We start from the raw sequence: 14332 nt of genomic DNA, 5'->3' as shown, positions 1-14332 counted from the left end.
TTGTTTTTCTATATTCAGCCTTTTATCGTGAAAGCGAAATTCAGGCTATTATGCCCTTTTTCTGTTATTCAAAATATATTCAGTTCTTTTACTTCCTCTGCAGGGGCAGACACACTTTCCTTTTCATATCTTCAATTTCCCTGACAGCTACTTTTACACCATAGACCGAAGACATCATTTTGCTGGTTACAACCGTTTCAACCTCTCCCAAAGCAACCAGCTTGCCTCCGGTCAGAGCTGCAGCTCTGTTGCCCACCAAGAATGCATGGTCCGGCATATGTGTGTTCATCACGATGGATATTCCCATAGATGCCAGTCTCTGCACAGTTTCCAGCACAAGGATCTGGTTGCCAAAGTCAAGGTGAGAAGTCGGCTCGTCCAGCAGGAGCAGAGACGGCTTCTGGACTAGAGCCCGGGCAATCAGCACCATCTGGCTCTGTCCACCGCTGAGACTGGAAACTGGCCTTTCCGCAAGGTCAGAAAGTCCAACCACTGCAAGCGACTCCCTTGCAATCTCCATATCCTCTGCACTAGGGGATGCAAACATGGAAAGATGAGGTGCACGGCCCATTATAACAAAATCCAGTACGGAAAAAGGAAACACAACCTCATTCTGCTGGGGCACATAACCTATAAGCCGGGCAATGCCCCTTGCCCCGAGAGAAGCTGTATCTTCTCCCATAATTCGGATAGAACCGGCGGCAGGTTTGAGAATCCCTGCAATGCACTTGATCAATGTGGACTTTCCAGCCCCGTTCGGGCCCAGTATGCACATAACCTCGCCCTTTTTTAGTGAGAAAGATACATTCTCAAAGACCGGCACGTTTCCATAGGAAAAGTCAAGTGACTTTACTTCCAGCATCAATTCCATCCCATGCGCCCCCTTCTGAGAAGATATGCAAACAAAGGAGCGCCTACCAGAGACGTGAGGATTCCCAGGGGAATTTCCGTAGCTGCAATAGTCCTTGACAGGTCATCTACAAGCAGCATAAACGATGCCCCGAGAACCATGCTCATGGGCAGGAGGCGGCTGTAGTTGGGACCAACAATCATCCTTGAGATATGGGGCACAACCAGTCCGACCCAGCCAATAACGCCGCTGATGCTGACTGCGGCTGAAGTCATAAGGGTTGCACAAACGATGATAATCAGGCGCATTTTTTCCACGTTTATCCCGAGAGCTTTAGCTTCCTCGTCTCCGAGGGACAGGATATTGATCCGCCATCTGAGAAGAAATAGCACTAGAGCCCCAATAAACATGGGCAGTAATATGTAGAGCAGATCGGCATACCTGACAGTAGCAAGGCTTCCCATAAGCCAGAATACTATTGCAGGAAGTTCATCATAAGGATCTGCCACATATTTTACCAGTGAGGTAAGAGCCGTGAAAACAGAACCGACTATCATGCCGGAAAGCACGAACACCAGAGTTCCCGTACCTTTACTGGCTTTACCCATACTTATGGCAAGAAACATCGCCAGCAGTCCGAAAGCAAAAGCCATCAGTTGTATAAACAGATAATTATTCCACAGCAGTATTGCCAGGCATGCTCCAAAACCCGCACCTGCGCCCACTCCCAGAATATAGGAAGAGACAAGGGGATTCCTGAAAATCCCCTGAAAAGAGGCACCTGCTGTTGAAAGCGCAGCTCCTACCAGTAAAGCTGCAAGTATCCTGGGCAGCCTTACGTTGAATAGTACGGTGTGATGGGTGGAAACCGAAGCAGGAGTGCCAAAAAAGAGAGATGAAAAAGCTTTCATACTCTCGTCTACAACCACCGAGACAGGAGTCTGATACCTCCCTACAAAAAGGGAGACTATGAGTAAGGCAACGGGCAGCACGTACACCAAAGCAGCGCGGGAATACCTGCAATCAGGCATGAGTACACCTCAGCCTGGGCCAGATCCCGGAGGAAGGCCTGTGAAAAGACCTGTTAGGCGTGGCTTCTTCAAACGACATGCCATAAAACTGCTGGTAGAACTCATCTGCTTCCTTTTTCAGATCAATTCCTGAATTTCCCGGGTACAGCCTGTCTGCTATGTACATGAGCCCCAGTATCCAGCGGGGGTTTCCAAAATCCCAGGATGGTGGGATAGCATAGACACGCTGCTGTTTTACAGCCTCCGCTTCTATTCCGTATTGCCGGCATAGGTCGTAGAATTCATCAAGTGGGCGGGAAAGGAAACCGGAGATGAAAATAGTGTCAGGATTATGCTCATTGATGAATGAAGGAGAGACATTTATACCCGGCTTGCCCTCCTTTTGAAGCTGTTTATTGATGCTCACACCTCCGGAAAATGCCACAAGGTTATTTTCCATTCTCCCGGCGTTCAGGGCAAAGAGAGGAGAACCCATGCAGTAATACACCTTATGACCGCTGTTTTCTGCTGCAAGAGACTGGACAAGCTCCAGGCGTGTACGGATAAAGGAAATAAGCTCTTCTCCTTTTTCCGGCACATTTGCCTTTTCAGCAATAAGCTTGATAAATTCAAGATAAGAATACGGCTGCTGTATCATATGATGTATTTGCATAAGGGTCTCAGTATCGGAGATCTTCTCCCAGGTCTCTATTAACCTTGAATCGTCCAGTATTCCCAAACATGTAAGCACTGCATGAACCATCCCGAAAGCCCGGCTTATCCTGTAACCGCCAATGAAACCTGCCTCACTGAAACTTTCAGTTGCAGTTAGCCCTTTAACTGGAACACTGTTACCGCAATTACATGTATAACTTATCCAGAGTTTTACAGGCCTGGATCCCATGGGCCCGTGAAATTCCCGATCACTCAGGAGGCTGCCACATTCAGGACAGTATGTATTCAAGAATTCCGTACCAGGAGAATTGAAGAGATAGACATAGTCTACGTGCTTACGCAGAGAAGCACACAGGCTCTCAGCCTCTCCTATTGAGGGTTCAAGTTCGATTGGGGCATCCCCGAAAGGAATGAATCTCATGACCTGGACCGGAATAGTGGTGGATATATCAGACACCGCTTCTGCAACCTTTATCACTTCTTCCTCATTTCCCCTCGAATAAACGACTGAAGTTTCAACATGTACACCCATATCAAAAAGTTGGGAAATATTGCGGAAAACAGGAGCGGAGGACGGAACTCCGCAATTTATATAACTCTTATCAGAATAACCTTTAATTCCGATATTTACGAAATCCACAAACTGCCCAAGTTCTTCTAAAGCCTCGGCTGTGAAATAGCAGTTGGTGGAGCAGCCTGCGAGCAAACCTATTTCTTTTGCCTTCACTGCAAGGTCCCTGAAAAGATAATAATTTGCAGCAGGCTCATTGAGTGTGGAAACTACACCCAGACATTTCTGCTGCAGAGCCCTTTCCACTACCTGAGAGGGGGTGAGAGAGGAACGGGGAAGAGATTTACCTGATGCCAGCAAGCGAGCCACACACCCGGAACACTGGAAATTGCAGCCGGCACTGAAGACCTGAAGGAACTTACCTGAGGGATAATAATGGAGCAAAGGAATTGATTCTATGGAAACAGGGTATGCCCCCATGTATCCCATATCAGGATCCTGGACTATAGTATCACCGGCACAGGCGTAAGTGCCGCATCTGCCCCTGCTGTATTCATTGATTTCACACCCGAATTCGCACACATTGCACTTCATTTTTTAACCTCTTTTGCTTAATACCACCCAGAAACCCGACCCGTCCTGGACTACGCGGGAGAGAATTTCGGTCTGCCTTCCAGCTTCCTGTATAGCCTGGATGTTTTCCGGACTGAGGCGTTCTTTCGAACTGTCATGCCAGTCCGGGTCTATCTCAACTATTTTTTCAGCTATCTGTGCTTTCAACTCCTTTGTGCCGAAACCGCCCCCTATCCATGCCTGTCCGCCAGGAGCAAGGACGCGGGAAATTTCCGTGAAAGCCACAGGCAGATCTTTCCAGAAAAATACTGAACCGCGGCTTACTATGAGGTCTGCGCAGTTATTCCTGAAAGGAAGCAGGTGCACATCAGCCTGCAAAGGAACAACTTTGCCTGAAAGGCAGTGGCGGTAAGCTTTGTCTTTTGAAAGCCTGCACATCTCCGCTGAAAAATCAACACCATAGACCTGCATATCTGTGATTTCCGCAACAGCTATTCCCAGGGATGCAATACCGCATCCCAGGTCCAGACATATGCCCTGTTTTCTTTCGCTCTGTTCGATAATTTGAGCTGCTATTACAGGGTAGATGGGAGCAAAGATATGCTCAGCAATATAGGGAAAACCCGGAGATTTGCCCTTCTCGCTCACTTTCAGGCCTCTGCTGCAGGGTTAAGTAGCGTATTCAGTTCTTTATCGGTGAGTTCATAGTGGAAAAACTCTGAATAGAACTCCCGGGTTAACTGGGGAAGATCCATGTTTGTGAAAAGGTCCGGATACAGCGTTTTTGCAGTCCAGGCAGTCCCGATAATGAGATGAGGGCCCTGGGGCCTGTCAATCCAACAGAAAGGATTCTGAGGAGCAAGGTATACCCGTTTGTTCTGCACAGCATCCACGCTTGCCCAGAGAGGATCGGAATACACCGTTGAATAGAACTGCGGATCTGATGTGATAATTACCTCGGGGTTCCAGGTCATTACCTGCTCTATTGAAACCTGTGTCATGCCTTTCCCTGGTGTAAGCTGGCAGTCTGCAACATTGATGCCGCCGCAGATATCAATAACCTGAGAGTGCTGAGAGCCTGAGGGGTCGGTCATCAGCCCTTTGGGGCCTTCGGCATAATAAACACGCACTTTTTCGTCTTCGGGGATATCTTTTACAGTGCTGTTGATCTCATTGAGAATTGAACTGCGGAACTCAATCAATTTTTCAGCCTGAGCTTCACAGTCAAGTAGCTTACCCACGTATTCGATAGTAGGGTCAGATTGTGTCACAAAGATAATGGAGTCATCAACAGCAACCACTGGAATGCTGCCGAAACTTTCCTGCCTGCGTTCTATGGCTTCATGGATTTCTCCATCCGTGGTGTACCCTTCAACAACAATGTCAGGATGCATGTTGATTATAGTTTCATAGTTCCCGGTCCGTGTCCCGAACCAGCCCCCTATTTCAGGCAGCTTTGTGCAATTTTCTTCCATGAAAGGCTGGGTGAAATTATTTTTGAAATTCCAGCCTGCAAGTTTGTCCGGCGCAAGCATATAAACGAGGATAGTTGACGGGGGAGAAGTGGCTACTACCGAGGATATTTCACCCGGTACAGTTAGCTGCCTGCCCAGCATATCGGTGATCTGCACAGTACCTGAATTCTGAAGTTCAGTACTTGAATTAGGAACGGCCTGCTGCCCCGTATTTTCTGCACATCCACAGGACGCGACAGCCAGAACCAATAAAGAAATTATAAATATCGTACCTATTTTTCCACGCATAGAAATCCCTACACAGACTTTTGATGATTTAGTCGATATGTTCGGATAAACATAATGGTATAAAAGTATATCTCAATCACGGAGAGGAAGGAAAACGCTCCCGATTATGTTTTTTAGAGAGTTTCTGCGCTTTTAAGGCATACTGATAGTTTTCCAATAAATATGCAGTATCAATCGATTGTGCTGGAGAATTTCAGAGGATATTATTCAGAGTATAATACAGGAAATATAGTAGCCTGTCACCCTGACCTTATTCAGCTCTATTTTTCTCTTCGTATTCTTTCCTCACTTCAGCCGGCACCCTGTTAAAAGGGCATCCAAAATAGATACAGCGGGCACACTCATACCTCCATATTGTCAATAAGAAAATCAATATGGAAGTCAGGTAAGCTCCAAGCAGGAATGGTGTTTTTGAAAGCTAGGGAAGAGGAAATAGGATTATGATTGAATCCCAGAGATGTAACAGCAAGATCAAATTTGCTTGGAGGGCACGGTATTGGTTTAAAATGCCTTGGCCAGCCCCAGTTCATCATACACCTCAAACACTTTTCTCCCCTAACAAAATAAGGGCAGTGAGTACAGAAAAAGCGCTGTTCCAGAATACCGAAATGGAAGATAACTGTGAAAATGTATGCAAGAAGCCACCCTGTTGAACTGATACCGATCGCAAGCCCCGCAGAAAAAAGAATGGTCAGCGTTACAAAGTTCCAGTAAAGGAAATCTTTAAATTTGTGTTCTACTCTGAGAGAGGCACACTTGCTTGAACCTTCTGCCTGAAATTCTTTTTCAGAAAACTCAATATTCTCGGAAAGCCTGTCCATTTTCTCAAATTCTTCTTTCATTTCTGCAGGCACCCGATTCATAGGACATTCAAAGTTAATGCAGCGGACGCACTCGTATCTTCGGGCTGTCAGAAAGAACAGTTCCCAGGAGACAATGTAGGCTCCCAGAAGCAAAGGGTCCCTGATAAGCCAGTATATAGGAAAAAGAAACATAGGAAGAGCTCCAAGAACAGTAACAACCTTCTCAAAAGGGCTGTGAGGGCCGGGGCGGGCTTTAAAGATTTTTGGTACTCCCGGAAGCATCATACATTTTACGCATCCCTTGCCCCGGATATAGTAAAGACAGTGGGTGCATACGAACCTGAATTCGATAATCAGGAAGAAAAAAAGGGCTATTCCGATGTAAACTGCTACCCATTTGAGCGAATCCTTGGCGATTGCAATAGAACCGATAAGGAAAGGGATCATATTGAGGAAGTTCCAGTAGAGACGGTCTTTTGTAGAATGTTCTGTTTTTAGGGGGATGCCGGAATTAAGGGGAGACATGGAGGAGCTTTTGGGAAAGGAAAGGTAAAAAGGTTATGATTTCTTGGAATTAGACTGGAAAACAATCTTGTATGAGAGCCCAATTTTGTCTTATTATGGTCTTCTATATGAGACTACATGAAAGAATCCTGCGTTTTCTGATTTAATTCGGCGAAAAATAGAAGAAATAATAGAACAAAAACTTCACCCAGGATGTGCGAATATTGGATCTCTGTCCGTCCCGTCCCGTTCGCTTGCGAACGGCCTGAAACATAAAACTGAAATGAAATGAAATGAAATGATAAATAAGAAGCAAAATTGTATAAAAAGTAGTAATAAAACTAAAAGGGGAAGGGGCAATGAAAGAAAATAATCCTAGAATTAAACTCTATATCGCCTGCAGCCTTGACGGCTTTATCGCTAGAAAAGACGGAAGCATAGACTGGTTAACAGAGTATGACAATAATTCCCAAACCGACTACGGCTATTCAGATTTTTATGCATCAATCGGCAGAGTCCTTATGGGCAGAAAAACATACGAACAGGTTCTGGGCTTCGGAGACTGGCCTTATGCGGAGAAGAAAATATACGTTTTTACAGGACAAAACAAACCGCTGCGCCGAGAAAAAAATGTAGAATTTGTTTCAGGGGACATCGGAGAGTTTACACGCAGGCTGAAGGAAAATACTGATGAAGATATCTGGCTTATGGGTGGATCACAGCTTATTAAGGCATTTTTTGAAGAAGACCTGATTGAGGATATGATCATTTTTATTGTTCCAATCATTCTTGGGGATGGAATTCCACTGTTTGACCGTATAGGAAAAGAGATCAGGCTAACAACTGGCAAGGTTGAAAAATATGAAATTGGGCTGGTGAAAGTAGAGTATCAAGTCAAAAAGAGACAAAGTTGAGAAAATTAATACGGATTATCTTGAAGATGGAGCAATATAACCAATACTCCTAGTCATCTGTCTACTTTACCGATAAACCAGCTCAATAAGAAAATTTTTTCAATAAATACATATACTTGAAGTTGTAATAATAGTTTGAAATCAAACTAAATCACACCTAAAACGCACAAATGTAAATATACCAAAAAAGAAATATTAGTTAATAATTTGGGATTAAATAAGGAATATTCCAAAGGAGCAAAATAAAACTTCTTGAATGAAATCCCTATTTGAGAACAAAATTTCCGTTTTAATAGGATTTTAAATTGATTTCAGACAAATAAGGAAATTAAATAACACAATTGTGCTAACCGCGTTTTGCGGGAGAAAAAATATATATCTGTATTCAAGATATATACAATTGATTCTAATCTGCCTAATTTATAAAAATAAGTCCAGAAACAAGAATCAAAGACCGAAAACCCAGACATTAGCCTGGGAGGACGTCGTGTGAGAAGTCATGAAGAACATGCTTAAAACTACAATTTTGCTTGCCTCCCTTACAGGTCTCATGGTCCTGATAGGAAACTACCTGGGGGGTACAGGCGGAATGATTATTGCTCTCCTGTTTGCAGTAATTATGAATTTCGGAACTTACTGGTACAGTGACAAAATAGTACTCAAGATGTATAGAGCAAAAGAAGTTTCCCCTGCAGAAGCTCCGAACCTGCACAGGATTGTCGAGGGATTGGCTCTCAAAGCTGGAATGCCAAAACCCAAAGTATATATCGTAGAATCTTCAATGCCGAATGCCTTTGCAACTGGAAGAAATCCAGAGCATGCGGCTGTGGCTGCTACAACCGGAATTCTTGAACTGCTCTCTTATGAGGAAATGGAAGGTGTGCTGGCACACGAACTTGCACATGTGAAGAACAGGGATACCCTGATAAGTGCCATAGCTGCAACCCTTGCAGGTGTCGTCACAATGCTTGCCAACTGGGCACAGTGGGCTGCAATTTTCGGCGGCTTTGGCGGCAGAGATGATGACGAAAACGGTGGAATCATAGGCCTTATCGCGATGGCCATTCTGGCACCTATTGCTGCAACTTTGATTCAGCTTGCAATCTCAAGGTCAAGAGAATATGCAGCCGATGCAGAAGGGGCGGGAATGTGTAAAAAACCATGGGCTCTTGCCAATGCCCTTCAAAAACTTGAATATGGGAACTCTCACTACAACCCAAGAGCCTCAGATGTGCAGGCAACGGAAAGCAGCGCTCATATGTTTATTGTTAACCCATTAAAAGGAGGAACGATTCAGTCTCTCTTCAGCACTCACCCAGAAACAGAAGAGAGGATAAGGCGCCTTAGAGCAATGAGAGTCTGAGAACCTTTCTCAGACCTTTATTAAATTCTTTTCTTCTATTCAGGCTTTTTTCTTTAGTTTTTTCAAGTTTTTAATTTGATATTTTTATCCAGATTTAATTCAGTTTAGATTCAACTGCTTATTATTCTTTAAATTTGATTTGATCTCTTTTCCGTATTTTTTTGTCCGGAATTCCATTTTTCTTTTTTACCCGAAATTTTTTTAAGTTGGGCATGCTATATGCTATCAATAGTCATGGTGAAATTTAAGTTATATCTGAGAGAAAGCACTTATAAAAGAAAGTGCTGAATAAAGAAAATAGGATAAATAACTCTACCTGTGTAGAATATTATACCATATTTAGCTATGGGAAAGTGTGTCCAAAAAATCCTAAAAATTAGAGATATTAATCAAAATAGCAGATTTGAGATATTTTTACCGGATAACGATATTAATTGTGCATATCCGGATTTTATCGGGGAGTTTTCAATGAAAGATAAATTTGGAATTGGCAGGATCGTCAGGGCAAAAACTATTTCTGATGCATGGTACCGCGGGCTTAACATTATCCAAAATCACGGGCAAGTTATTACGGATGAAAGAGGAAGTCAGATCAGGGAATTTATGGATTTGATGATAGTAATTGAAGATCCCTATACTAACAGGATCCCGCACGAGACTGCCTGGAATGAAGAAAGGCTTGAAGAGTATGCAAAACAACTGATCTCGGGAGAAAACATACAGGACTTTGAGTATACATACGGGCAACGCCTTCGAAACTGGCATGGGAAAGTAGACCAGATAGAATATGTGATTGAAAAGCTGCAGGAAAGTCCTACTTCCAGGCGAGCAATAGCGATTACCTGGATCCCTCCAGTGGATATGAAAATTAATGAAGTCCCCTGCATGATGCTCGACGATTTTAAAATAAGAGATGGAAAGATACACCTCACAACTCTCTTCAGAAGTCATGATTTTGGGGGAGCCTATCCTGCAAATCTTTACGGGCTCTCAAAACTTCTCGAGTACGTAGCTGACAGAGTGGGAACAGAACCCGGAACGATCACAACTATTAGTATCTCAGCACACGTCTATGACCATGACTGGGATATGGTAGAAAATATCGTAAAAGGCGTAAACTGATTTCTAAACCGGGTTCCAATTCGAGCTCTTAACTGAGTTAAAAGTACATTTAAAGTATTTTCACTCTGATCAAATAATTAGCAGCATTACAAAAAGAGTATTCAGAAGGCTAGAAGTAAGCACCTGAGTCTCATGAAAAATCAAAAATATGAAATCGAAGAGATCTGGTACACATGCGTGTTTCTATCGACAAATCCTCAATCAAAGGGGAAGTCTTTGCCCCACCCTCAAAGAGTTACACTCACAGGGCTGTAACCCTTGCAGCTCTCTCAAAAGAATCAATCGTCAGGCGTCCCCTTATTTCAGCCGATACTCTTGCTACAGTCAAGGCTTCCGAGATGTTTGGGGCCTCCGTTGAAAGGGAAAAAGACAAGCTTATTATCCACGGAGTCAAGGGTAAACCCAATATCCCGGATGATGTTATCGATGCTGCAAACTCCGGGACAACCCTTCGTTTCATGACCGCAGTAGCAGCGCTCACTGATGGGATTACAGTGCTTACCGGAGATGCCTCCCTTCGTACCCGGCCAAACGGGCCTCTTCTTGAAGTTCTAAGTCAATTGGGAGTAAAAGCTTGCTCCACTCGAGGAAACGAGAGAGCTCCGCTTGTTGTCAAAGGCGGACTTAAGGGACAGGATGTAAGTATTGATGGCTCTATCAGTTCCCAGTTTATCTCGGCTCTTCTAATAACCTGTCCGCTTGCTGAAAACAGTACCATTCTTTCCATAAAAGGAAAACTTAAGTCAAGGCCTTACGTGGATGTAACCCTTGAGATGCTTGAACTGGCAGGCGTTAAAATTCAAACCGATGACAGTAACGGTACCAGATTCATAATCCCGGGAAAACAGAAATATGATTTCAAAGACTATACCGTTCCCGGAGACTTTTCCTCTGCATCCTATCTCCTTGCAGCCGCAGCCCTTACTGATGGGTCTGAAGTTACAGTCAAAAACCTCTTCCCCTCAAGACAAGGGGATAAAGTAATTATTGAAATCCTGAAACAGATGGGAGCAAATATAACATGGGATAAAGAAGCAGGTAATGTAACCGTCAGGGGAGGAAGGAAATTAAAAGCAATAACCTTCGACGCCGGAGCAACTCCTGACCTTGTCCCGACAGTCGCTGTCTTGGCTGCAGCTGCCGAAGGGACAAGCAGGATTGAAAATGCCGAACATATTCGATATAAGGAGACAGACCGCCTGAGCGCCCTTGCAACCGAACTTCCTAAACTTGGGGTAAATCTTAAAGAGGAAAGGGACAGCCTGATCATTACAGGTGGAAAATTACATGGAGCTTCAGTGCATGGCTGGGATGACCATAGAATTGTTATGGCTCTTGCACTGGCAGGAATGGTTGCAGGAAATACAACAATTGACTCGACTGAATCTGTATCAATTTCTTATCCGAACTTCTTTAAAGATATGCGCAATCTTGGAGCAAAAATTGAAGAAATCTTAGAAGAATAAGTTGAGAATCCAATACAGATTTCTAAGTGTAAATTAAATCAGATTAGATGCAGATTTTGTTTAAATTTGATAATTAATAATGAAAGGAATCCTCAAACTTTCAGTATTTTCTTTTTTAGAATTAAGCTCCAATCGGTCAAAGAAATCATTTACCTTCTAAGAGAGTCTGAAAAAATTTAGGGGCAATAAAAAATAACATAGTACTTATACAAAAATTCCATATTTAAATATATGGAAATTAGGTGTAAGTGTGGAGATACATGCATAAAGCCTATTTCAACAGCAATAAAAGACATTGAATTATTCTACAAACCGTGCAACGATTGCAAAACAGAAAAAATAAAGAAATTCTCTCCTCTAGCAGAACAGATTAATTTAGATGAAATAGATAACAATTTTGGAAGTTGTAAATGCGGAAAGAGGCATCTTGATGCTGTAATATCTCACGTGCTAAAAATAATGATGGATGAAGGAATAAAAGACAAAAAAGCTAATTTAAGGAATGCATGTGTCCCTCTTGTAACTCCTGGCTATCCAACTAATTCTATTCTCTATTTGCCAAAGGATTCTTTAGTAATATTATCTAATAAAGTAGATAAAAAATGTGCTGAAATAATTGTAAAGGAAGTTAAGGAAGTTAAAGGAGTTTTAAAGGGGGATGTAAGAAAAACTGTGGGTATAAAAGATTCTGATTCTAATCCTCATGTATATGAACTTCTTGCTGGATGCGATTTGAGATGTGATATAATACAAACTCCTTATGGGATTTTAGGAATATACAAATATCAGCATGAAATTCACATAGAGTTTCCAAAGCTAAAGCCGCCCAAAATAGAGATACTTAAAAATGCTTTGGAAGCTTACGATAAGCCTACTGTTCTTGATTGTACATGTGGTCCTGGGACTTTAGGAATCACATGCCTTAAAGCCGGTGCTCGAAAAGTTGTTTTTAATGATATATGGAGTCCTGCAATAGAAACTACTTTGATTAATTTAGAAGTTAATGGATTTCCAGTTAAACTTTCAGGCAGTGAAGAAAAATTAGTAGCATCTGGAGACAAATTTGAAGTTTATAATATGGATATAAGAAAATTAGCGAATTGTTTAGATGAAAAGTTTGATATTTGTATTATAGACGCATTTCCTGATGTAGATACAGCAGAATTTGTGGAATCCGCAGGCAAATTAGGCAAAGAAGTTGTCGTTATTTTGAAGTAAATTACGTGAGATCAGAATGGAGAAGAATGTTGAAGGTTCTTATCATTGAACCTATCCCAAAACCGATCTTATTTGTACATATAAAACTGATCTTATTTGCACATATAAGAGTTTCAGAACTATGCATAAATGTCAACTAGATATCAATTGAGCACCGATGCTTTTACGCACTGGTATCTTTCATACTAAAAATATATGCCTATACCTTCAGAAAAAACACTTTCAATCGTCATGAGAGGGCCTCAAGTTATAGATAGGATAAGTTCAGATTTGAGATATTTCTACTCCCCATTCAGGAATGGATCAGACGAAAATTAAGAGTGAGTTCATCCCAAAACCTGAAATTAGCCTCTTGAACCTTGTATTTTGGAAATTAATCAAGCTCATAATCTTTGAAAACAATTCTGAGAATTCTCAACTATTAAGAGTGAAGTGGCTTTTGGGATAGGCTCAGTAAGAACAGCAGTGTAGCGTATGAGTAGGTAAATAGAGGTAAAGTAAAGGTTGAGAACATACTTTAGCGAACTAATGTATTATTTTAATATATTCCTTGATACTGTATATAATATAGCTTTTTTGGGTAGAGGATATTAGTTTCATCCTGACTTTGACAGTTACATAAAAATAAGTGCTCTCTGTTTTGTATAATTCGGTCCAATGAACATCACAAAACAGAGAGCCTTCCCTACAATTCCTAACAAGAATATATGTGTTCCTATCGGATCTATTCTTGCTGTCCAATATTTTTATGAAAAGCTTAATTTCGGTGATATTTTTAGTAAAAATAAAAGCAAGGGTCTTGATCTCAATAGTTTACTAATCGGTTTGTTAAACTACAAATTAACTGATAATTTTAGCATCAAAGAATCTGGCAAATGGTTAAATCAGAACGAGATTCTAGATATCTTAAACCTTGAAAGGTTTCACGAAAGAGTTCTTTACAGAACTCTTGAGCTTTTGGGACGTAACAAAGAGGAAATTCTGTGTGATATTCTGGACTCTCTATTTTCTACTTATGGTTTTGAAGATACGAATATAAACCTGGATTGGACGAGTATAGTCTTTTATGGGACTAAATCTAACCTTGGTAAATTCGGATATAGCAGAGATCATAGGCCTGACAAGTTGCAGATAACAGTTGCAGTTAGTGAGTTAGCTGACCCCATAAACATACCTATTGGAATTACAGTGAATAAAGGAAACGTTCTCTATTGGAATTACAGTGAATAAAGGAAACGTTCTTGATCTTGAGCACTTTTCTGATACTTTTAACCAGGTTAAAAGTAGGTTTAAAAAAGGCTCTCTTATTGTTTTTGATAAAGGAGCTAATACCAAAGATAATCTCAACCTTATACAGGATGCTGAAATGGACTATCTCACTTCCATGAAACTGAATAAGAGTGATGATAAAATAATTGAAAACTTTGATCTGGAAAGAGCAGAATTGATCGATTCCAAAAAAGGTGATCATCCATCATTATACGGTTGATGTCTTCAAGATTAATTTTCCAGTACTAGAAATGCCTTATGTTTCGTGCGTCAAGCATGTTATTAACCTTA

Annotated in this window: 11 protein-coding genes and 1 pseudogene; 6 read left to right on the top strand and 6 right to left on the bottom strand. The window is 41.8% G+C overall.

Translation table 11 applies throughout. The annotated features are described in order from the left end of the window. Positions 1-88: 88 nt before the first annotated feature. The 6 genes from BP549_RS01595 to BP549_RS01570 all read right to left on the bottom strand — a co-directional run bounded on the left by BP549_RS01595 (position 89) and on the right by BP549_RS01570 (position 6710). Positions 89-871 (bottom strand): ABC transporter ATP-binding protein, encoded by a 783-nt coding sequence (locus BP549_RS01595; protein WP_292377586.1) that lies wholly within the window; start codon positions 869-871, stop codon positions 89-91. Then, the gene (locus tag BP549_RS01590) at positions 862-1881 is read right to left on the bottom strand and encodes a FecCD family ABC transporter permease (RefSeq protein WP_292377585.1); all 1020 of its coding nucleotides are present in this window, start codon (positions 1879-1881) and stop codon (positions 862-864) included. Before BP549_RS01590 ends, BP549_RS01595 begins: the two co-directional genes overlap by 10 nt. Then, on the bottom strand, positions 1874-3640 hold the full coding sequence (locus tag BP549_RS01585; RefSeq protein ID WP_292377583.1) for a radical SAM protein: 1767 nt from the start codon (positions 3638-3640) through the stop codon (positions 1874-1876). The genes BP549_RS01590 and BP549_RS01585 overlap by 8 nt, the downstream gene beginning before the upstream one ends. A 3-nt stretch (positions 3641-3643) precedes the next feature. Next, a complete protein-coding gene (locus tag BP549_RS01580; protein WP_292376947.1) occupies positions 3644-4267 on the bottom strand; it encodes a class I SAM-dependent methyltransferase in 624 nt (207 codons plus the stop codon). 2 nt (positions 4268-4269) lie between these two features. Then, positions 4270-5382: an iron ABC transporter substrate-binding protein gene (locus BP549_RS01575; protein ID WP_292377582.1), complete on the bottom strand. Its 1113-nt coding sequence runs from the start codon at positions 5380-5382 to the stop codon at positions 4270-4272. Between the two features lie 341 nt (positions 5383-5723). Next, on the bottom strand, positions 5724-6710 hold the full coding sequence (locus BP549_RS01570; RefSeq protein WP_292377581.1) for a hypothetical protein: 987 nt from the start codon (positions 6708-6710) through the stop codon (positions 5724-5726). A gap of 338 nt (positions 6711-7048) precedes the next feature. Here BP549_RS01570 and BP549_RS01565 point away from each other — a divergent pair, with 338 nt between their 5' ends. The 6 genes and pseudogenes from BP549_RS01565 to BP549_RS01540 all read left to right on the top strand — a co-directional run. Next, the gene (locus BP549_RS01565) at positions 7049-7603 is read left to right on the top strand and encodes a dihydrofolate reductase family protein (RefSeq protein WP_292376950.1); all 555 of its coding nucleotides are present in this window, start codon (positions 7049-7051) and stop codon (positions 7601-7603) included. 499 nt (positions 7604-8102) lie between these two features. Further along, positions 8103-8966, top strand: coding sequence for a zinc metalloprotease HtpX (htpX, locus tag BP549_RS01560; RefSeq protein WP_292376951.1), 864 nt, complete (start codon positions 8103-8105; stop codon positions 8964-8966). A 468-nt stretch (positions 8967-9434) separates the two neighbouring features. Next, complete coding sequence (locus BP549_RS01555; RefSeq protein WP_292376952.1) at positions 9435-10088, top strand: thymidylate synthase; 654 nt, start codon at positions 9435-9437, stop codon at positions 10086-10088. 173 nt (positions 10089-10261) lie between these two features. Further along, positions 10262-11554, top strand: a complete 1293-nt coding sequence (gene aroA, locus BP549_RS01550; protein ID WP_292376953.1) for a 3-phosphoshikimate 1-carboxyvinyltransferase — start codon at positions 10262-10264, stop codon at positions 11552-11554. A 231-nt stretch (positions 11555-11785) separates the two neighbouring features. Beyond that, positions 11786-12772, top strand: a complete 987-nt coding sequence (locus BP549_RS01545) for a 50S ribosomal protein L11 methyltransferase (RefSeq protein WP_292377580.1) — start codon at positions 11786-11788, stop codon at positions 12770-12772. Between the two features lie 657 nt (positions 12773-13429). Continuing rightward, positions 13430-14237, top strand: a pseudogene (locus BP549_RS01540) (IS1634 family transposase); the annotation flags it as partial. Positions 14238-14332: the final 95 nt, after the last annotated feature.

Origin of the sequence: Methanosarcina sp. UBA289 (genome assembly GCA_002496565.1) — an archaeon.
GTDB lineage: Archaea > Halobacteriota > Methanosarcinia > Methanosarcinales > Methanosarcinaceae > Methanosarcina.
This window is presented reverse-complemented; position numbering and strand designations above follow the sequence as displayed.